Annotated in this window: 22 protein-coding genes; 18 read left to right on the forward strand and 4 right to left on the reverse strand. The window is 65.3% G+C overall.

Features of this window, described 5'->3' with window-relative positions; all coding sequences use genetic code 11:
• Window positions 1-243 precede the first annotated feature (243 nt).
• Window positions 244-489, forward strand: coding sequence for a hypothetical protein (locus tag IM733_RS23925; protein ID WP_248918750.1), 246 nt, complete (start codon window positions 244-246; stop codon window positions 487-489).
• Window positions 486-737 carry a DUF3077 domain-containing protein gene (locus IM733_RS23930; protein ID WP_248918751.1) on the forward strand — a complete coding sequence of 84 codons (252 nt, stop codon included), beginning with the start codon at window positions 486-488 and terminating at the stop codon, window positions 735-737. The genes IM733_RS23925 and IM733_RS23930 overlap by 4 nt, the downstream gene beginning before the upstream one ends.
• Window positions 738-881: 144 nt before the next feature.
• Here IM733_RS23930 and IM733_RS23935 read toward each other — a convergent pair whose 3' ends face one another.
• On the reverse strand, window positions 882-1,199 hold the full coding sequence (locus IM733_RS23935) for a hypothetical protein (protein ID WP_248918752.1): 318 nt from the start codon (window positions 1,197-1,199) through the stop codon (window positions 882-884).
• A 1,102-nt stretch (window positions 1,200-2,301) separates the two neighbouring features.
• Between IM733_RS23935 and IM733_RS23940 the strand changes: the two genes are divergently transcribed.
• The 15 genes from IM733_RS23940 to IM733_RS24010 all read left to right on the forward strand — a co-directional run bounded on the left by IM733_RS23940 (window position 2,302) and on the right by IM733_RS24010 (window position 16,510).
• Window positions 2,302-3,213, forward strand: a complete 912-nt coding sequence (locus IM733_RS23940) for a dihydrodipicolinate synthase family protein (RefSeq protein WP_248918753.1) — start codon at window positions 2,302-2,304, stop codon at window positions 3,211-3,213.
• Window positions 3,214-3,227: 14 nt separating this feature from the next.
• On the forward strand, window positions 3,228-3,608 hold the full coding sequence (locus IM733_RS23945) for an L-rhamnose mutarotase (protein WP_248918754.1): 381 nt from the start codon (window positions 3,228-3,230) through the stop codon (window positions 3,606-3,608).
• The gene (locus tag IM733_RS23950; protein ID WP_248918755.1) at window positions 3,605-4,627 is read left to right on the forward strand and encodes a homocitrate synthase; all 1,023 of its coding nucleotides are present in this window, start codon (window positions 3,605-3,607) and stop codon (window positions 4,625-4,627) included. The genes IM733_RS23945 and IM733_RS23950 overlap by 4 nt, the downstream gene beginning before the upstream one ends.
• A gap of 6 nt (window positions 4,628-4,633) precedes the next feature.
• The gene (locus tag IM733_RS23955; protein WP_248918756.1) at window positions 4,634-5,356 is read left to right on the forward strand and encodes an HAD family hydrolase; all 723 of its coding nucleotides are present in this window, start codon (window positions 4,634-4,636) and stop codon (window positions 5,354-5,356) included.
• Complete coding sequence (locus IM733_RS23960) at window positions 5,353-6,054, forward strand: SDR family oxidoreductase (RefSeq protein WP_248918757.1); 702 nt, start codon at window positions 5,353-5,355, stop codon at window positions 6,052-6,054. The genes IM733_RS23955 and IM733_RS23960 overlap by 4 nt, the downstream gene beginning before the upstream one ends.
• Before the next feature lie 26 nt (window positions 6,055-6,080).
• Complete coding sequence (locus IM733_RS23965; RefSeq protein ID WP_248918758.1) at window positions 6,081-6,806, forward strand: SDR family oxidoreductase; 726 nt, start codon at window positions 6,081-6,083, stop codon at window positions 6,804-6,806.
• Window positions 6,806-7,801 (forward strand): hypothetical protein, encoded by a 996-nt coding sequence (locus tag IM733_RS23970; RefSeq protein WP_248918759.1) that lies wholly within the window; start codon window positions 6,806-6,808, stop codon window positions 7,799-7,801. Before IM733_RS23965 ends, IM733_RS23970 begins: the two co-directional genes overlap by 1 nt.
• A 106-nt stretch (window positions 7,802-7,907) precedes the next feature.
• Window positions 7,908-9,227, forward strand: a complete 1,320-nt coding sequence (locus tag IM733_RS23975; RefSeq protein ID WP_248918760.1) for a lysine N(6)-hydroxylase/L-ornithine N(5)-oxygenase family protein — start codon at window positions 7,908-7,910, stop codon at window positions 9,225-9,227.
• The gene (locus IM733_RS23980) at window positions 9,211-10,281 is read left to right on the forward strand and encodes an NAD(P)/FAD-dependent oxidoreductase (protein WP_248918761.1); all 1,071 of its coding nucleotides are present in this window, start codon (window positions 9,211-9,213) and stop codon (window positions 10,279-10,281) included. Before IM733_RS23975 ends, IM733_RS23980 begins: the two co-directional genes overlap by 17 nt.
• An 11-nt stretch (window positions 10,282-10,292) precedes the next feature.
• Complete coding sequence (locus IM733_RS23985; protein WP_248918762.1) at window positions 10,293-12,296, forward strand: class I tRNA ligase family protein; 2,004 nt, start codon at window positions 10,293-10,295, stop codon at window positions 12,294-12,296.
• Window positions 12,293-13,117: an ABC transporter substrate-binding protein gene (locus IM733_RS23990; protein WP_248918763.1), complete on the forward strand. Its 825-nt coding sequence runs from the start codon at window positions 12,293-12,295 to the stop codon at window positions 13,115-13,117. Before IM733_RS23985 ends, IM733_RS23990 begins: the two co-directional genes overlap by 4 nt.
• Window positions 13,118-13,221: 104 nt before the next feature.
• Window positions 13,222-14,634, forward strand: coding sequence for a pyridoxal phosphate-dependent decarboxylase family protein (locus tag IM733_RS23995; RefSeq protein WP_248918764.1), 1,413 nt, complete (start codon window positions 13,222-13,224; stop codon window positions 14,632-14,634).
• A gap of 92 nt (window positions 14,635-14,726) precedes the next feature.
• A complete protein-coding gene (locus IM733_RS24000; RefSeq protein WP_248918765.1) occupies window positions 14,727-15,290 on the forward strand; it encodes a GNAT family N-acetyltransferase in 564 nt (187 codons plus the stop codon).
• A gap of 52 nt (window positions 15,291-15,342) precedes the next feature.
• On the forward strand, window positions 15,343-15,882 hold the full coding sequence (locus tag IM733_RS24005) for a hypothetical protein (protein WP_248918766.1): 540 nt from the start codon (window positions 15,343-15,345) through the stop codon (window positions 15,880-15,882).
• Window positions 15,883-15,970: 88 nt separating this feature from the next.
• Window positions 15,971-16,510 (forward strand): hypothetical protein, encoded by a 540-nt coding sequence (locus IM733_RS24010; RefSeq protein WP_248918767.1) that lies wholly within the window; start codon window positions 15,971-15,973, stop codon window positions 16,508-16,510.
• Window positions 16,511-16,628: 118 nt separating this feature from the next.
• Here the strand turns inward: IM733_RS24010 and IM733_RS24015 are convergent, their stop codons facing one another.
• Window positions 16,629-17,096, reverse strand: coding sequence for a DMT family transporter (locus tag IM733_RS24015; RefSeq protein WP_248918768.1), 468 nt, complete (start codon window positions 17,094-17,096; stop codon window positions 16,629-16,631).
• A gap of 164 nt (window positions 17,097-17,260) precedes the next feature.
• Here IM733_RS24015 and IM733_RS24020 point away from each other — a divergent pair, with 164 nt between their 5' ends.
• Entirely contained in the window at window positions 17,261-17,647 is a 387-nt protein-coding gene (locus tag IM733_RS24020) for a lysozyme inhibitor LprI family protein (protein WP_248918769.1), read from the forward strand.
• A 98-nt stretch (window positions 17,648-17,745) separates the two neighbouring features.
• Here IM733_RS24020 and mnmH read toward each other — a convergent pair whose 3' ends face one another.
• The gene (gene mnmH / locus IM733_RS24025) at window positions 17,746-18,861 is read right to left on the reverse strand and encodes a tRNA 2-selenouridine(34) synthase MnmH (RefSeq protein ID WP_248918770.1); all 1,116 of its coding nucleotides are present in this window, start codon (window positions 18,859-18,861) and stop codon (window positions 17,746-17,748) included.
• The gene (gene selD, locus IM733_RS24030; protein ID WP_248918771.1) at window positions 18,861-19,895 is read right to left on the reverse strand and encodes a selenide, water dikinase SelD; all 1,035 of its coding nucleotides are present in this window, start codon (window positions 19,893-19,895) and stop codon (window positions 18,861-18,863) included. The genes mnmH and selD overlap by 1 nt, the downstream gene beginning before the upstream one ends.
• Window positions 19,896-20,002 lie beyond the last annotated feature (107 nt).

Genomic DNA, 20,002 nt, shown 5'->3' on the forward strand with positions numbered 1-20,002 from the left:
GGCTGGAAATTACTCCGAGGGTAACGTCGCTGGGTCGTCAAATTTGGCGACCGGGTGTGAGAAGCCCGTTGTATTCACCATTTTGGCTTTCCATTTTCATGGCAGTCGTGCGCGTGCAGGCTTCGGTCTGGCCGTGGCTTTTCATGGTGTCTACACGGTCTTCTCACCATGCGTACGGCTGCCACCCTTGTCTGTGAGAAGGATGGAGGTGGTTGTCTCCCTGTAATTCTTGAGGAGAACACCATGAAAAAACTGGTACCTGACCCACCTTATCCAATCCCCTTTGTCACCATCATCAGCGACCTCGCCCCCGAGGAAGCCATGGCCCACGCCAACAAGCTGATGCACACCCTCAGCGACACCATCCACGCCTACACCCACTGCCCACGCGACGAACGCCTGGACGTGATGATGGACAGCGCCGAAATCCTCGCTCAACTGGTCATCGCGCTGGTCCGCCACGCCCGGGCCAAGGGGGCGCCAGTATGAGCGACGACTTCAAGCCCGGCCCGACCCAGGGCACGACCACCTGCCTCGAGATCTTCCGTATCCAGCCCGGTATTCCTTTCGAACACGCCTTCAGCGACCTGTCGATGCTGCTCGGGTGCGTGGCGCATTTCACCACCGAAGCGGAGATGGAAGGAGACCTCATGGCCAGCAGCGCCGCGCGGATTCTCAGCGGGCTGGCCAAGGGGCTGATCGATGACATGGAGTTGGGGTTGAGCCAAGGCAAGTAAGCGCATCACTTATCGAGACTGCCGGGCAGTCTCGATAAGGCAAGGTCAATAAGGGCTGACCAGGATGGCCAAGAGTGTGACCAAGGCGATAGGCGCGAAGAGCACCATCAACACGAGTATCAAGTGGATGAAGGCTTCCATGGTTTATCGTTGCGTGCCTCCAAAAAATGCCCAGCTGTGGAAAAACACCATGAAGAAATAGAAGACCAACGAGGCGGGCCAAAGCCACTCGTACAGTTCTGTGATGTCAAACACCAATAGGAACTGCCTGTGGAGCGCCATGTAGAGATACAGTGCGCCGATCTGGGTGTTGTAGAGATAGCTGGTTATGGCACCCGCCCAGAAAAAACCTCTCTGTGCCAGGTAACGCCTGAGCATTATTGAAATGACAATGTCCACCGTGACGAACGCGGTGAGGGCAACCTCCATTTCAGAAAGTATTCCAGGATCAAGTGATGCCATGAGGGTTAGTCCTGCCCGTCGAACGACAAGATCCTAAGCCATGGTCTGCTCCGCGTATGCCGGACCGTTCCGATGCCCCGTTCGGACGTTGCCTAGCGGCAAGTCGCTCCATGCCTACACGTGGGTGTGTGACATAAACATTGTCAGGCTCCAGGCTTTTCAAGGTGTTCGGCGTTAGCGTTGCAGCGTCTATGAGATCGAGCGCCGCCCGCGCGGCGTATCGCGGATGAATCCGCTCCTACAGGTAGCGCGCGCAACCGTAGGAGCCAGCTTTGCTGGCGAACACCGGCAAGGCCGGTGCCAGACACTGCGGCGCCTGCTTCGCGGATGAATCCGCTCCTACAGGTAGCGCGCGCAACCGTAGGAGCCAGCTTTGCTGGCGAACACCGGCAAGGCCGGTGCCAGACACTGCGGCGCCTGCTTCGCGGATGAATCCGCTCCTACAGGTACCGCGTGCAACCGTAGCTGCCAGCCGGCACGAGAGTGGGCCTTTCGCCCAACTTCTAGCAAGTCAACCCCCTACTAACGGCGAACTTTTCTCCACATAGCCAAATGGATGAAGTGCAAGGGCAAGTTTCCGGCCCTTTGGATTCATTCGTTCAGCAGAACTGTCATTGCCCTCAGGCTTCAAATGCATACCTTACGCGAGGCCATTCTTCGAAAGCGCTCTAGCACGGCGCTTTTGCGGGAATCAAAATGTTTAAATCCAGTTACATGTCTGAAACAAACTGAAATATAGAAAACAGTTTTAACGTGTGTTTATTTGTAAATTCACATTTGTCTTATTTTGATACAAATGCCGGATCGACAAAAAAATCCCCCCGCCATTTACTTGCCCCCGACTTCGGTGTGCACCAAGTGACTAGTGAGAAAGTTGCACGGATACCCCGCACTCCCGAGTGAGTCAGTAGTTGAACACCCGACCTTGACGAATAAAGTCGGTGCCTTGCGCTTAACACTTTCAGACGTATCCGCCTTGTTGCGGATCGCCAGGCATGCTGGCCAAAAACAGAGGGCGTATGTGCCGTCTTAGATGGTGGGCGTGGTGTAAGTAGCGAGTCTGCTAGTTGTTAACGTCAAACTTTGATAAGGAATATCAGGCATGACGCAACTCCCCATCCAAGGTGTCCTTCCGGTCGCCATCCTGCCGTACAACAACGACCTCTCCCTGGATACCTCGGCCCTGCGCCTGCAGGTCGAACACATCCTGCACACCGGCTGCGACGGCGTGGTCATCGGGCAGATTTCCGAGGTCTCGCGGCTGACCACCAGCGAACGCTTCCGCGTAGCCGAACTGATCGCCGAACAGACCGGCGACAAGGGCCTGGCCATCATGAGCACCGGTGGCGAGAGCATCGCCCAGGCGATCGAATATTCGCGCCAGGCCGAGCAGGTCGGCTGTGACGCGCTGCTGGTGATGCACCCGTCGATGTGGGCGCTCGATGACGAGCAGATGTACACCTACTTCGCCAATGTCGTCGAAAGCGTGCAGATACCGGTGCTGGTGCACCACGCCAAGTCGCTGGCCAAGCGGCCGCTGTCGATCGACGTGCAGGCCCGCCTGCTCAAGGCGTTCGGCCCGCAGAAGGTGCAGTTCAAGCCCGAATCCGCGCCCACCGCGCCCAAGGTTTCGCTGTTGCGCGACGCCACCGGCGGCCAGGCGCGGATCTTCGAGGGCGACGGCGGCATGATGCTGGTCGATACCTACCAGCGCGGCCTGGCGGGGGTGATCCCGGCCACCGAGATCGCCGAGATCACCGTGGCGCTGTGGCGCGCATTGCAGGCCGGCGACGAGCGAACCGCCCGAGCCATCGCCTACCCGCTGTCCTACCTGATGTGCCACATGATGGCGAGCATCGACTGTTACTTGCAGTTGTCGAAACACCTGCTCAAACGCCGCCGGTTGATGAGCAATACATTGATCCGCCCACCCGTGGATTTCACCATGGATGTGGAAACCCTTAAAGAAGTTGAAAAAGTCTACGACCAACTTTTCGAATTCGTGACCCAGTAATAAGGAAGTTACTCATGCAGCGTATTGGTTTCTCCATTGAATTGACCAGCCTCGAAGCCGCCGAACTGTATAAAGCCATGCACCGTGATGTCCCCGTGCAAATTGCCGGTGAACAAGGCGTACTGCGTGAAATCGGTTTGCAGCGTATGTCGATCTACTTGTTGCCGCCGCGCACCTTGTTCATGCAAGTCGAAGCCCACGATCAGTTCGACCCGCTGCGCGACTTTACCCACGCCCTGTCGGTGCACCCGGTGATCCAGGCTTGGGACGACCGCATGCACGGTGACGACAACCCGCTGCTCAAACGCATCGAAGGCAACCGCACCGACCTCAACTGGTGGCGCCTGGAGCAGGTGTACGACTGGACCCTGGAAACGGCGGGCCAACAAAAATGACCGCGCACAACCAGTCATTCGTGTTGATGGATTGCACCTTCCGTGATGGCGGGTTCCAGACCGACTGGCGGTTTTCCGATGCCATGGTCGGGCGCTATTTCGGTATGTGCCAGGCCACCGGCGTGGACATTGTCGAGATGGGCTACCTGAACCTGGACCCCGCCGCGCGGGTCAGCCACCCCGGGTCGTTCAAGGCACTGCCCGAGTCGCTCAGCGATGTGCAGCGCCAGCAGGTCGACCTGGGGCCGATGCGCGCGGCGGTGATGATCGATGCCTGGCGCATCCTCGATCAGCCGGTGCAGGCTGCCGCCGAGGTGATTCTGGCGGCGATCCGGCGCTCGCCGTTCCCCATCGCCATCCTGCGCATCGCGGCCATGAGCAGCCAGCTCGCGGGCAGCCTGGCGCTGGCCAAGGCGTTGGCGGGGCAGGACCTGGCGGTAATGATCAACCTGATGCAGGCCGCCGAACTGACGCCGGAGCAACTGGCCCTGGACCTGCCTGCGCTGGCCGTCGAACCCGTCACGGCGTTGTATTTCGCCGACAGCTTCGGGCGCATGCTGCCGGAGCAGGTCCATCGCCTGTTCAGCCGGGCGCGGGAGCTGACCCCGTTGCCGCTGGGCTTCCATGCCCACGACAACTATGGCCTGGCGGTGGCCAATACCCAGGCGGCGCTGGATGCTGGCGCCCGCCATGCCGATGGCACGTTCGCCGGGATCGGGCGAGGGGCCGGCAACGCGCCGACCGAAACCCTCGGCCTGCTGAAGTCGGGGACACGGGAAATGGCCGAGTGCGAGGCGTTCCTGGCGGCGCACATCGAGCCGCTCAGGCTCACGGCGAACTGGGGCTACTCGCCCACCTATCGCAGCCAGGCCAGGCACAACGTGCACCCGACCTACGCCCAGCGCCTGTTCGAAGGCACGCCGCTGACGGGCCTTGAGCGTATCGACATCCTCGGCAAGATCGCCGGGCATGCCGGGGCGCACAAGTTCGACGCGAGCATTCTCAGCCACTACCGGTGAACGAACATGGTCAAACTCGGTGAACTGCTGGCGGACTGCAAGTTGGTGTTCTTCGACTGCGACGGCGTGCTGCTCGACTCCAACGGGGTGAAGCTGGCCGCGGTCGATCACGCCCTGGCCGCCTACCCGGCGGTGCTGCGCGAGCGCTGCAAGGACAGCTTCCGGCTCAACTTCGGTCGCCCGCGGCGCTGGCACTTCGAAGCCTTCCAGCGCTTGATCGGGGTGGCCCAGGAGGAAGATTTCGTGGCGGCGAGCATCGAGCGCTACGAGCAGTACCTGCAAGCGCACTATCGGCATTCGCCGGCAGTGGCTGGCGCGCCGCACCTGCTTGCTCGGCTGGCGGCCCGTGGGGTCATTTGCACGGTGGTCAGCGGCGGCGTGGAGGCGGAGATCAATGCCGCGCTGGCCGAGTGCGGGATGGATCGGCTGCTGGCACGGGTGGTGGGTTCGCCGGTGACCAAGATCGCGGCGATCAACGCGCTGCTGGAGCAGTACGACTGCAGCGCCGCGCAAGCCGTGTTCCTCGGTGATGCCAGCGCCGACGCCGAGGCCGCCATCGCTTGCAAGGTGCCGTTCATCTTCGTCAGTGGGCATGCGCTGATCGCCCGCTCGACCCTCAGCGCCAGCTGGCCTGAGGGCCACTGGGGCGGTGAGGTGCCCAACCTGCTGGCGGACAACGCTGTATCGCGCTTTTGCGTGAGCAACCAGACGATCAAGGAGGACTCATGAACACAACCACGCAGCGGCCGCTGCGCATCGCCATCACCGGTGTGAGCCGTGGCCTGGGGCTGGCCTTGAGCCAGGCGCTGGCCGCGCGCGGCCACCAGGTGTTCGGCTGCCAGCTGTCGGCCGAGGCCGCGCCGGCGGCCCAGGCCAACCCGGCACTGTTCAGTGCTTCGGTGGCGGTGCCCGAGGACATGCGGCGCTTCGCCGAGGCAGCGTGCCGCGAGGGGGCGATGGATATCGTGGTGTGCAATGCCGGGGTGATCAATGCGCGCAAGCCGGCCTGGGAAATCAGCCAGGAAGAATGGGCGCAGGTGATGGAGGTGAATGTGCTGGGCGTGGTCAACACGCTGCACGCCTTCCTGCCGGCGATGCTCGACCGCGGCCAGGGCCTGTTCGTCGCCATCAGCTCCGGCTGGGGGCGTTCGGCGTCCTGGGGGCTCGGCCCGTACTGCGCGAGTAAATTCGCGGTGGAGGGGTTGGTCGGCTCGCTCAGCGCCGACCTGCCGGAGGGTTTGCACGCGGTGGCGCTGGACCCTGGCAACGGGGTGAACACCAAAATGCTCGCCCAGTGCCTGCCGGATGACCATGCGCAGTACATCGCCCCAGGGCTGTGGGCCGAGCATGCCGCGGACTACATCGTCGACCAGCTTCATGGGCAAAAGCTCTCGGGCAGCCGCACGGTGCCGCACCCCGGCTGTTGACGGATTTCAAGACAGGGAGGCAGACAATGCTGAAGGACAAACGTGTAGTGGTCACCGGGGGTGGCCGTGATTTTGGCCAGGCGGTTTCGGTCTGGCTGGCCCGCGAGGGCGCCCATGTGGACCTGTGCGCACGCCAGCTGGACAGCGCCCGGGCTACCTGCGAGATCATCCAGGGCGAAGGCGGCTCGGCCCGCGCCTATGCCTGCGACATTGCCGACGCCCGCTCGGTGCGTGCGTTCGCTGAGCAGTTGCAGGCCGACGAGCGGCCGGTGGATATCCTGGTGCTCAGTGCCGCGCAGTGGCTCGAAGGGCCGTTGGGCGAGGGTGACAGCGATGAAGAGATCGTCAGCACCATCAATTCCGGGCTGACCGGCTCGATCACCCTGACCCGGGCACTGCTGCCCAGCCTGCGCCGCTCTGGCGCGGCGGACATCATGGCGATGGTCTCGGTGTGCGGCGTGCCGCAGTTCACCAACTCCGTCGCCCATCCGGCGTTCTTCGCGGCCAAGCACGGCATGAGCGGTTTCTGCCAGAACATGACCCACCACTTGGCGCCGGAAGGTATCCGCGTCACCGGTTTCTACCCGCCCGACTTCGAGGTGACCAGCCTCGATGAAACCGTCGACCCGGCAGGCCGCCTGCTCAACGGGCGCTCCATCTGGGAAACCATGCGCTTCGTGCTGGCCCAGCCGCGCAGCTGCCATATCGATGCAGTGCATTTCCGTGGCCCGACCCGGCAGGACTTGACGTGATGCGCGCGGCCAACGCCCAGGTGCCGGCGGCGTATCAGTTGGCGGCCGATGACCAGCAATTGCGCCAGGTCATGGCCGCCAACATCGCCGCTGGCTACTTCAGCGCCGATTGCGATCCGGCGGTGTTCTACGACAAATGCGCGCAGCATCGCGCTGTCAGCCGGATCGACCCAGGCCTGGCGTTCACCGCGCAGGCGCTGACGTCGTTGGACGCACTGCCGGGCGATGCCGGGCGGACCTGGGTGGTGCGCCCGTCGATTTCGCCGGCGTCACGAGGCTCGGCGTTGCTGCTGGGGCTTGGTGGCATCGATGCGTCGGCGCTGGCGGTGGCGATGCAGGGTGCAGCGGGGCCGTTCCTGCTGCATGAGCACGAGCCGGGCGAGCCGCTGTTCATCAATGGTGTGTTCGCCCAGGGGCAGTTCATCGTCAGCGATGCCTGGCACTGCTACACCCTGGATCTGGAAGGCCGCAGGATTCTAACCGCGGTCACCAGCCTGCCCACGTCCCGGCTACCCGACGGGCTGGTGCCACGGCTGGCTGCCGTGGCCAGCGGGCTGGGCATGGTGCATGGCCCGCTGCATGCCGAAGTGGTGGTCACCCAGCATGGGCCACGCCTGGTCAAGCTGTCGCCGCGCCTGGCCAGCACGCCGTTGCCCGAGCTGTGCCGGCTGGGGGGCTGGCCTTCCCAGGAAGACAGCTGGCGCCAGTTGCCCCGCATCGGCGCCGGCGCCGAACAACCCGTGGCGGACTACTCCTTCGTGGTGACCCGCCCGGGGCGTGTCAAAGCGTTTCGCTTCGACCGGGAGGTGCGTGGCCTGGCCAGTTTCAGCCACTACTTCGTCGCGCCGCCGCTGGGCGAGCACATGGCGATGACCACCGATGGCACCACCTATGGCTGCACCGTGTTCCTGCGTCATCGCAGCCTGGCGGTGCTGGAGGAGGATATCGCCCGGCTGCAGGCGCTCAACCTGGCCGACGCGTTCGAGTTCGACTAGCCCGCAGGCACTTTGCAACACCCAAACCGGACCGCCCGGGGCCGTCATCGTGGATGACGACCTCGTGGCCCCGCTCAGCCTGAAATTCAGTAGAAAGGGAGTTCACATGAGTTTTGCAACAGATGTGGCCAGAAGCCCTTGCGAGCGCAAGGTACATGACGTGGTGGGCATTGGGTTCGGCCCGTCGAACATTTCGCTGGCCATCGCCCTGCAGGAGTTGGCCCCGGAGCTGTCGGTGGCCTTCGTCGACAGCGCCCCAGGCTTTGCCTGGCATAAAGGCATGTTGTTCAAGAACGCCACCATGCAGGTGTCGTTCCTCAAGGACCTGGTCAGCTTTCGCAACCCGCGCAGCCACTTCACCTTCGTCAACTACCTGCACAGCAAGGGCCGTATCGCGGCGTTCTGCAACAAGAAGGACTTCTTTCCCGGGCGCGTGGAGTTCCATGACTACCTGAGCTGGTGCGCGGCCGAGTTCAGCGAGCAGGTGTTCTATGGCCACCGGGTGCTACGCATCGCCGAAGGCGGTGTGGCGGACGACGGTGCGCCGCTGTTCCGGGTCGAGATGCAGGTCGGCGATACCACCACCTCGCTGCTGACCCGTTCGGTGGTGCATTCGCTGGGGCTGGAGCCGCAGATGCCGGACGATGTCCAGCCCGGTGAGCGCGTCACCCATGTGCATCACCTGCTGGCGCGGCTGCAGGAAGCCAACCTGCCGGCGGACGGCCATTGCGTGGTGGTCGGCGGCGGGCAAAGCGCCGCCGAGGCGGTGGAGTACCTGCTCGAGACCTACCCGGCGTTGCGGGTGACGGCGATTCACGCCCGCTACGGCTACACCCCCGCCGACGACAGCCCGTTCGTCAACGAGATCTTCGATGCCGAGGCCGTGGATGGCTTCCATGCGGCGCCGGCCCATGTGCGCAAGCACGTGCTGCGTACCCATGCCTCCACCAACTATGCCGCGGTCGACCTGGCGCTGATCGAGAAGCTCTATCGGCAATGGTACGACGACGAGGTCAGCGGCCAGCAGCGCCTGACCCTGGAGCGCCTGAGCCGGTTCCAGAAGGTGCAGGTGCAGGGCAATGGGCTGCAGGTGACGTTCGATCGACAGCTGAGCGGCGAAGCGCGCCAGGTCCACTGTGACTACCTGGTGTGCGCCACGGGCTTCCGCCCACGCAACATCGCCGACCTGTTGTGCGCGCCGCTGGCGTCGCGGCTGGTCAAGGAGGAGGGCGGTGCGCAGTTGTCGCGCCATTACCGCCTGGCCTTCAAAGGCGATGCCGCGCCTTTGCTGTATTCCACCGGTGTCGCCGAGGGCTCCCACGGGCTGAGCGCGACGCTGATCTCCAACATGGCCATCCGTGCCGGCGAAATCGTCGGTGACCTGAAGACCAGCTTGAGGCACAGGCAGTATGAAAAAGCCGTTTGATGTGATCATCGTTGGCGCAGGGATCGTCGGCGCGACCTGCTTCCATGTGCTGAGCCAGGCGGGCAAGCGCTGCCTGCTGCTCGACGAGAAACAGCTGGCCTGCGGCATCACCGGCGCGTCGGGGTGCATCGTGCGGGTCACCCACGCCTCGCGCGAAGCCACGGCGGCGGCGGCCGAGGGCTACCGCTTCTACCAGCGACTGAGCGCAGCCGCCCAGGGGCGGGTGCCGTTCGCCCGCACGGGGTATCTGCATTTTGCCGAAGTGGCGGACCTGGACCGCATGCATGGTTGGCTGGCAGAGGAGGGCATCGACGCCGAACTGCTCGATGGCCAGGCGCTGGCCGCGCGCTTCCCCGCCTTGCCGATCAACGCCGAACTGGCGCTGCTCGAACCTGGCTCGGGCTACATGGAGGCCAGGCCGACCCTGGAGTACCTGGTAAGGGCCGGAACAGCGCTGGGCGGTGTCTACCAGGACGCGGTCACGGTGCACGGCCTGCGGGTCGATGGCAGCGGCAACCGGGTGGCCGGCGTGGAGACTTCCGCTGGCGCCTTCGAGGCCGGGCATGTGGTGTTGGCCATGGGCAATGGCGCCCCTGACTTCCTCGCGCGCCACTTTGGCGATGCGTTCGGCCTGTGGAACCAGCACATCCAGGTCACCCGTTTCAAAGGGCTCGATGCGCTGACCACGGCCCCGTGCTTCATCGATGACGTCAACGACCTTAATGGGCGCTGGTGCCCGCTGACCGGCGGCTTCTACGTGGGCACCCCCACCGGCCTGCGGGTGCCGGCCAGCCAGGCCTATGCCGCGGCCAGCCCGGCCCACGCGCAGTTGACCCGCGAACGTGGCGAGCGGCGTTTCCCCTGGCTGCGCACGGCCACTGCCGAAGGGGCGCTGTGCCACAGCGACTGCTATAGCGCTCAACCCATCGCCCTGCTCGGCGAGCAGCCCGGGTTGCCCGGCGGTGTGCAGGTGGCATCGGGCTTCAGTGGCGGTGGCTTCAAGATGGCGCCTTACGCCGCCATGCGTGTTGCCCGTGTGATCACTCAAGGATAGAGACCAGAACAATGAAAAAAATCAGCATGTTCGCGCCGGCCAAGCGCTTCTACAACGTCGACTCGCGTGCCGTTGATCTTGAAGGCACCAATATCAACCTGATGGGCTGCACGCTGGCACCGGGGCAGGAGAGCCAGCCGCACAACCACTTCGAGGACGAACTGTTCGTCTTCACTGCGGGCCACGGCCTGGTGCGCACCGCCCAGGAAGTGCTCGAAGTGCATGCCGGCGACGCGGTTCATTGCCAGCGTTTCGAGCCCCATACCATTCGCAACCTGAGCGCCAGCGAGCCGTTGCAGTTCCACTCGCTGTACTGGGATGCCGGGCAGGTGAACTCGGTCGAAGCGCAGCCGGTGCTCGACACGCTGATCTTCGCCACCCCGCCCACCCCCAATGGCGACCTGCACCTGGGGCATCTGTCGGGCCCCTATATCGCCGGTGACGTGCTCAAGCGTGTGCTGGCGGGCGCGGGCGCGCAGGTGTTCTATGGCAGCGGCCGCGACGACAACCAGACCTACGTGGTGACCTGTGCGGCGCGGGAAGGGTTCAGCCCCACCGAGTGCGCCGACCACTACGCCGAGGCGATCCGCGAGACCTGGCAGGGCTACGGGATCGACATGGACTTTTTCATCACCCCGGACAACCAGGGTGAGTATGCCGACTTTGTCCACCACTACCTGCAGCGCCTGTACGACCAGGGGCTGATCTACGCCAAGGACACCCCGGTGTTTGTCGACAACCAGGGCAACGCGCTGCACGAAGCGTTCATCCACGGTGGTTGCCCGCATTGTGGCGAGAGCAGCGATGGCAATGCCTGCGAGGCCTGTGGCCAGCCGAACCAGTGCGTCGACCTGACCCAGCCGCGGGTCAAGCAGGATGGCCGGCAGCCGCAACTGAAGATCGAGACACGTTTGTTCTTCCGCCTGAGCGCGTTGGCCGATGAGCTGGCCAGCTATGTGCAGACAGCGAACATGCCGGCGCACGTCTACCAGCTGTGCCACGCCATGCTCAGCCAAGGGCTGCCGGATATCTGCATCAGCCACCGCAGCGACTGGGGCATCCGCCATCGCCTGCCGGGGATGCAGGACCAGGTGGTGTATGTCTGGTTCGAGATGGCCTTCGGTTACCTGTGGGCCGCCAGCGAACTGCCGGGCGCGGACGGCGACCGCATGGCCAGGGCCGCGCAGCGCTACGCGGGGGCCATGGACATCGTCCATTGCTACGGCTTCGACAACGCTTACTACCACACCCTGCTGTTCCCGGCGGTGTACCTGGCACTGGGGCTGACGCCACCGCGCCACCATGTGGTCAACGAACTGCTCGACCTCAACGGCAGCAAGTTTTCCACCAGCCGCCGACACCTGATCTGGGGCAAGGACTTCCTCACCGAAGCGGGTGCGGACTATGCGCGCATGGCGTTGATGCTGACCCGGCCCGAGGGGGTGAGGACCAACTTCACCGTGGACCAGGTCTGCGAGCGAATCAACGACCTGTTCGCCGACAAGCTCACCCACTGGGTCCAACGCCTGCAGCAGCATGTCGCCCGCCAGGCTGGCCAGGTGCCTGAACCCGGTGCCTGGCTGAGCGACCAGAAGATCTATCACGGCGAACTGATGCAATGGATGGCGGGCTACCAGCAGGCGGCTGCGACCCAGACCTTCTCGCCACGGCGCATGGCCGAGCAGGTAGCCCAGGTGATCGACCGGGCCTGGCGCTTCGGCCTGGCCCAGGAACACCTGCTGGCGCCCGGGCAACCCTTGTCCAACCATGCCCGCACCGCCGTGGCGCTGCTCGCGCTTACCGCACGCTGGCTGGCCCATGCCACCGCCCCGTTGATGCCGGGGGTGAGCCGTCAACTGAACGAGGTACTTAATATCGAGGCACAGGCCAACGATGCGGCCCAGGCCTGCACGTTCTTCACCGCCAACCACGTCCTGGCCCAGGGCGCCACGCTGGCGCTGCCCAAGCTGTCGCCAGAGGCGCTGGCGCAACTGATGCCAGGGCGGGCCGGATGAGCCGGGTCTCGTCGTTGCGCCCAGTGGGTATCGTCGGGCCGCTGAGCGGTGCGCGTGCGGCCTATGGGCAGTGGCTGCGTCGAGCCGCCGAAGGCACGACCTTGCCGCTGCTGTGGGCGGACGACGGTGCCGACCCGGCCATGGCGGAGGCGGCCGCGCGCTACCTGCTCGATGCCGGCGTTCAGGGGGTGGTCGGCCACTTCAACAGTGAATGTGCCCGGGTGGCCGGGCGCCTCTACCAGGCGGCCGGCGTGCCGCTGCTGTTGCCCGCCGCCACGGCACCCGACCTGTGCCGCGCCGTGGGCGCCTGGCGCCTGTGTGCCAGCGAAACGCGGCAGGTGGCGGTGATGCTCGACTACCTCGCCCGGCATGCCGGGCAGGTCGAGCAGCCCTGGGCACAGCCGGGGGCCTATGGCGAGCGGCTGGCCGGGGCGCTTGGCGAAGGGTTGGGCCAGAGGGCCGCGTCAAGCGCCGGGCCGTTGATCCAAGCCTTGATGGGCTCGCACGTGGCCGTGGCGCGGGAGATCCATCGCCGCGCCCAGCCCGGTGCGGTCTACCTGGTACCCGACGATTGCCTGATCGACGAGTTCGACAGCCTGCTGGCGGGCTCCGGCGTGGTGACGCTGTGCCCGCACGCCACGCCGGATTTCGGCGAGTGCGTGGGCCTGGCGCTGCGCCTGGTCGAGGCGGCGCGGGCGGGCGGCCACGACCTGGCGGCCTACCTGGACGCCCACCCCGACTTCGACCAGCGCCAGTACCGGCATGCCGACTACCGCATGGTGCGGCGTGAATACCCCATTGATCTGACCCAGCCTCTGTAGGAGCGGCTTCAGCCGCGATCACCCGCAAGGCGGGTGCCACACACCGCGGTGCCTGCATCGCGGCTGAAGCCGCTCCTACAGAGCCCAAGCAGGACACATTGAACATGCAACAGCAGCAACCGATCACCATGGATCAGCCACGGCTACTGCCCGCCATTGGCGAGGGCAACCTTGCCGCCGGCGATATCGACCTGATGCTGGAAGCGCTGCGTCAGGCGCTGAGTCGACCACGGGGCGAGCTGTCGGCCCCGGACGAAGCGTCGGCCATCAGCCGCGCCGTCGAGCAGCGCGTCGGCCACCCCATCAGCACGGCCGGGCTGGGGCTACCCGCCGCGCTCGATGTGTTCGGTAGCCTGCTGACACAGCAGGGCGTGCCCACCGACCATCCCGGCTATCTCGCCTATATAGGTTCCGCGCCGACCCCGGCCGCCGCGCTGATGGATGGGCTGCTGTCGACCACCGGCATGATCGGCTCCGGCTGGCTGGGAGGCGCGGGGCTGATCTGGGCCGAGAACCAGGCCTTGCGCTGGCTGGCCGACCTGGCGCAGTTGCCGGGCGAAGCGGGCGGCTGTTTCGTCAGTGGCGGAACAGCCGGCAACTTCTCCGCGCTGGCGGCGGCCCGGCAGCGTTACCGCGAGCGCACGGGGCGGCGCGGCGGGCTGGTGCTGGCGGGCTTGGCGGCCCATGCCTCGATCGACGTCAGTGCCGGGCTGCTGGACCTTGAAAGGGTCGGCGTGGCCTGTGATGAACAGGGGCGAATGAGCGCGGCGGGGTTGCAGCAGACCTTGGGCGAATTGGCTGCCGATGGCCGATTGGAGCAGGTCGTGGCAATCGTCGCGGTGGCCGGCTCGACCAACGCTGGCCAGATCGACGACTTGCCGGGCGTAGGTGCCATCGCGCGTCGGCTGGGCATCTGGTTCCACATCGATGCTGCCTACGGTGGCGCGTTTCTCTGCGTGCCGCAGGTGCGCCCGCAGTTCCAGGGCATCGAACTGGCCGACTCGCTGATCATCGACCCGCACAAAGGCCTGTTCGTGCCCTATGACTGTTGTGCGCTGCTGTATGCGCAGCCGCAACAGGCAATGGCGGCCTTCACCCAGGATGCGTCCTACCTGGACCAGATCAACGAGTCGCAGCAGTTCAACCCCATGCACTATGCGTTTCACCTTTCCCGCCGCGCACGGGGCCTGCCGTTGTGGTTCTCGCTGGTGGTGCATGGCAGCGACGCCTACCGGCACACGTTGGAGCGTATCCTGGCGCTGACCGAGGCCCTGCGCCAGCGCATCGCCAGGCACCCACGGCTGGAGCTGATCGAGGCATCGGGGTTGAGCGTGATCCTGTTCAAGCGCCGCGGCTGGCAAGCGGCCGACTACGAGGCCTGGGCACAGGACTGCCTACGCGCAGGGATTGCCCTGGTGGTGTCGACGCGTTGGCAGGGGGAAACGGTGATGCGGCTGTGCATCATGAACACCGGCCTCGACGAGGCGCGCTGCGAGCGCCTGCTGGCGGGGTTGTAGGGCGCGCGGGTGAGTCTTGCCGGGGCGGCTATGCCCGCCCCGGCGCTGACGCTAGACTGTCACCTTCCCCACAATCGGACAGGAGTCCCGGCGTGCCTCACCCCCGCAGTTTCCCCAGCGACCTGTGCCTCGACAGCCCACGCCTGCAGCTGCGCCCCATGCGCCATGGCGATGCGCAGCAGTGGCTGACCATCATGGCCGACCCGGAAGTGATGCGTTACTGGTACCACGCCCCCTGGCAGACCCTGGGCGAGGCCGAAAGCGCCCTGGCTGCCGACCGCGAAGCCTACACCGCCGGGCAGTTGCTCAAGCTGGGCATGTACCGCCGCGACACCGGCGAGCTGATCGGCATGGTCCAGCTGTTCAACCTGGAGGAGGGTTCGCGCCGTGGCGAGATCGGCTACTGCCTGGCCAAGTCCGTCCAGGGCCGGGGCTATATGGACGAGGCCCTGACCTGCTTCATCGACTACCTGGCCCACACCCTGCACCTGCGCCGCCTGGAGGCGGAGATCGACCCGCGCAACCTGGGCTCGGCGCGCACCCTCGAACGCCAGGGCTTCGTCCTCGAAGGCACTTTGCGCGCGCGTTGGTGCGTGGCAGGGGAGTTGTCCGATTCGGGGCTCTACGGGTTGCTGCTCGAACCGCCAGTGGCCTGATGCCCGATTGCGTCATGGACGCGCTTTTTTGATGTTGGATGGAGCCATCGCTTTGCCTGCTTTCTATGTGACGTTCACGCTGTTGCTGTTCTTGCTGTGCCTGTGTTTCGACGGAATCCTGATGGGCGCCGATGGGCATATGCCGGCGCTGCAAATCCTCCTCATGGGCCCTTGGGGGATCGCCTTCGGGCAATACCAGTGGTTCGCCAACCCGCTGCTGGGGCTGGCGATACTCGCCCATCGGCGCTTTCGCCGGCTGGCGCTCGGCGCTGGCATCATTGCGCTGGGCCTGGCGCTCAGTTGCCTGGGTATCGAGCGGGTGCCGGACAACCGCAGCTATGACTTCCTGCCTTTGACCGGCTTTGGTGCCGGCTACTACCTGTGGGCACTGGCGATTCTGGTGTTCTGCCTGGGGCAGGCCTGGTGGTGCCGGAAGGTGCACTCGGCAACGGATGCCCCGCGCTGGCGCTGGTTGGATGGGGTGCTGATCATGGTGCTGGTGGCAACCCTCTATGCAGGGACGCAGATGCCGAGCCTGCGCGTCCAGCCGACCAGCCATGCCGAGGCGATCGAGCCGGCAAAGGCAGGCTGAAGGCGCGCCCTGTCTCGCCATCGGGTTTGGATACAGGGGGCAGGCTGGGATAAGGTCGCACTCTGTCCGTTTTCACCAGGTGCCCCCCTTGCCCGCTTTCTACCTGACCACCAGCCTGGCCCTGTACCTGCTGAGCCTGGCCTTCGACGGTGCCCTGATGGGTGCCGGGCGGCACATGCCGGCGTTGCAGATGTTGCTATACGGCCCCTGGGGTATCGCCTTCGGGCTGCACCAGTGGTTCGCCAACCCGCTGCTGGCGCTGGCGATCCTCGCCCATCGGCGGTTCCGTCGCCTGGCGCTCGCCGTCGGTTTGCTGGCGCTGTACCTGGCGGCCAGCAGCTTTGGCATTACCCGACTCCCGGACAACCAGAGCTACGCCTTCCAGGATGTGACGGGGTTCGGTGCCGGGTTCTATCTGTGGCTGCTGGCGTTCATGGTGTTCTGCGTGGGGCAGGCCTGGTGGTGCTGGAGGGCACGTTCGGCCGCCGACGTGCCGGGCTGGCGCTGGCTGGATGTGGTGTTGATCGCGGCCCTGGGTACGGCGCTGTATGTTGGCACCCAGATGCCTTCGCTGCGCTTCGAGCCGCACAAGGTGATCGCGCCGCCGGAGCAGCCGCAGGCGTTGTGACTCGGGCCAGGCGCGGCTTGCCCTGTTGATGTGCTCAAGGTACTGGCCCTTTCGCCGGCAAAGCCGGCTCCTACCGGTACTTTGCTGTTCTTGAGGGGGTGGGCGTGGCGCAACTGGCTCAGCGCGCTGTCCCCCACTGCACCACCAGCATCCCCACTACGATCAGCCCAACCCCTGCCAGGCGCGCCAGGTTCACCGGCCGCTCCGGCAACCCCATCAAGCCGAACTGGTCGATCAGCAGCGATGACAGCACTTGCCCGGCAATCACACAGACAATGAACCCCGCCGCCCCCAGGCGTGGCGTAAGCACCAGCGCGGCGGTGATATAGAGCACCCCGGCGACGCCGCCGAACCACGCCCACCAGGGGGCGTTCGCCAACTGCTGCACGTGCGGCATGGGCGCTCGCATCAGCAGCAGGGCCGGCACCAGCATCAACAGGCTGACCAGCAGCGACACACCCGCTGCCCATAGCGGATGCCCCAACAGGCGCCCGAGCGCGGCATTGCTGCCTGCCTGGAATGGCACGGCGGCGCCGGCCAGCAGGGCAACGAGCAAGGGCAGGGCGGCAAGCAGGGGAGCGGGCATGTGATGACTCCTGAACACGAACCTGGCCTGAGTCTCGGTCATTCGCATGCATGATGGAAATTCGATTACCGTACAGGCCGTATTCGCGTCATGGATGAAGTGCCTGAACGAAGCGGCACTGCAGTGCTAGGCTGTGCGGCGTTCCCCCGCGATAAGGAAGAGCCATGTTCAAGCAGTACCTGATCGGCGCCACCGCCCTGATGGCCATGGCCGGTGCCCAGGCCGAAGACTATTCGCCCACCTACACCCAATGCATGGACAAGGCTTCCAGCACCCTGGCCATGGGCGCCTGTATCCAGGCCGAGAGCAAGCTGCAGGACGACCGGCTCAACCGGGTGTACAAGCAGTTGATGACCAAGCTCGATGGCCAGCAGCAAAAGGACCTGCGCGAGGTGCAGCGTACCTGGGTGAAGTACCGCGACGGCAATTGCGCGTTCCACGGTACGCTGAGCAACGGCAGCCTCTACCGCATCGAGGCGGCGATGTGCCTGATGGACATGAGCAAGGACCGGGCGGCGGAGCTGCAGCGGGTGCTCAGCCCCGGGCTGTGATTGGGGCTATCCCACCCCTGTAGGAGCGGCTTTAGCCGCGATCACCCGCGAAGCGGGTGCCAGGTACCGTGTTGCCTGCATCGCGGCTGAAGCCGCTCCTACAAGCCGAAGGGGTGCTGGCGTTGTGCCCGGGCCTTGAGGTACTCCCGCACCTCCACGCCATCCCCGGCAAACTCGATCCGCCCCGCCTTGGCCTCGCGCTGGTAGGCGTACATCGGGTCGTAGTACTCCTTGAGCAACCCCTCGATCCAGCCACGGTGCAGGCTCACGTCACCGCTGCGCAACTGCTCGTCCAGCGCCTGCCCCAATAGCTCGGACAAGCGCTGGAAGCGTTCGCCACCCAGGCGTTTGTAGATATTCGCCATGCTCTGGCGCATGCGTTCGGCGAACAGTCGACGGCCGTCTTCTTCGCCATGCACCGCGACGAACTCGGCGCACAGGTTGATCACGTAATCGCGAAGGATGCGCTCGACGCGGTTGTCGAAAGCGTCTTCCAGCCACACCAGCGGATACCGTTGCATCCCCTGGTACAGCCCCAGCGGCACCGTGCAACTGCCGACGATGCGCCCTTCGTCCTCCAGCACGAACTGGCCGATGCCCCGTGCGCGCTTTTTCAGCACATCGATGGCCAGGCCATTCTCGAAGTCGATCTGCGCCGGTTGCGCGGTGGCGCGCTTGCCAAAGCTCGAGCCTCGGTGGTTGGCATGCCCTTCGAGGTCCAGGACGTTGTCCAGCTGCTGCAAGACATCGGTCTTGCCGGTACCGGTCAGGCCACCCAGCAGCACGAAGTCGCACTGCTCGACCGCCTGTTGCGTGGTGTCCAGCAGGAAGGTACGCATGGCCTTGTAGCCACCGACCACCTTCGGGTACTGGATGCCGGCGTCCTTGAGCCAGCCCTGGACGATCTGCGAACGCAGCCCGCCACGGAAGCAGTAGAGGTAACCGTCGGGATGGGCCTGGGCGAAGGCCGCCCAGGCTTCCAGGCGCTGCTGTTTGAGCGCGCCGTTGACCAGCTGATGGCCCAGGGCGATGGCGGCCGCCTGGCCCTGCTGCTTGAAGCAGGTGCCGACCTTCTGCCGCTCCTGGTCGTTCATCAGCGGCAGGTTGACGACGCCGGGGAAGGCGCCCTTGGTGAATTCGATCGGCGCGCGCATGTCCATCATGGGCACATCGTCGAGGAACAGCGTGTTGAAGTCGGTGCAGTCGGGGCGCATCAGATCACCTCGACCGCGTGGCTCTGTCGCTCGACCAGCGCGCCGATCGGCGCAAGTGCCAGGCCCAGCTCTTCTGCCACGGCGAGGAATTCGGCCTCGCCTTCCGGCGTGACCGCCACCAGCAGGCCACCGCTGGTCTGCGGGTCGCACAGCAGGTGCTTCTGGTCGTCGCTCAGGGCGCCGATCTTGTGGCCGTAGCTGTCGAAGTTGCGCAAGGTGCCGCCGGGGATGCAGCCCTCGGCCAGGTAGTAGTCGACGCTGGGCAGGCGTGGCACGGCATCGAATTGCAGGCGCGCGGTCAGGCCGCTGCCTTCGGCAACCTCGACCAGGTGGCCGAGCAGGCCGAAGCCGGTGACATCGGTCATCGCCGCCACGCCGTCGAGCTTGCCGAAGCGGCTGCCGGGGGTGTTGAGGGTGCACATCCAGTCGCGGGCCAGGCCCTGGTCCTGCTCGCGCAGCTTGGCCTTCTTCTCGGCGGTGGTGAGGATGCCGATGCCCAGCGGCTTGGTCAGGTAGAGCTTGCAGCCGATGCTGGCGGTGTCGTTGCGCTTGAGGTGGCGCTTGCTCACCACGCCGGTCACGGCCAGGCCGAAGATCGGCTCGGGGGCGTCGATGGAGTGGCCGCCGGCCAGCGGGATACCCGCTTCGGCGCACACCGCGCGGCCACCCCGGATCACCTCGCGAGCGACCTCCGGCGGCAGCACATTGACCGGCCAGCCGAGGATGGCGATGGCCATCAGCGGGTCGCCGCCCATGGCATAGATGTCGCTGATGGCGTTGGTGGCGGCGATGCGGCCGAAGTCGTACGGGTCGTCGACGATGGGCATGAAGAAGTCGGTGGTCGAGACCACGCCGCGCTCGTCGTCCAGGGCATAGACCGCGGCGTCGTCGCGTGAGGCGTTGCCCACCCACAGCTTGGGGTCGAGGGCCTGGGTGCCGCTCTCGGCGAGCATTACATCCAGCACTTTCGGGGAGATCTTACAGCCGCAGCCAGCGCCGTGGCTGTACTGTGTCAGACGAATCGGCTCGCTCATACGCACCTCGGATTTTCGTGATGGGCGATTGTAGCAAAGCTGGCCTTTGCGGCTGTGCCTCTTATACTTGCCCCGATCAGCGCATTGGCCGCAAGGCGCTGTGGCAG

It is taken from the genome of Pseudomonas entomophila, from assembly GCF_023277925.1.
GTDB lineage: Bacteria > Pseudomonadota > Gammaproteobacteria > Pseudomonadales > Pseudomonadaceae > Aquipseudomonas > Aquipseudomonas entomophila_D.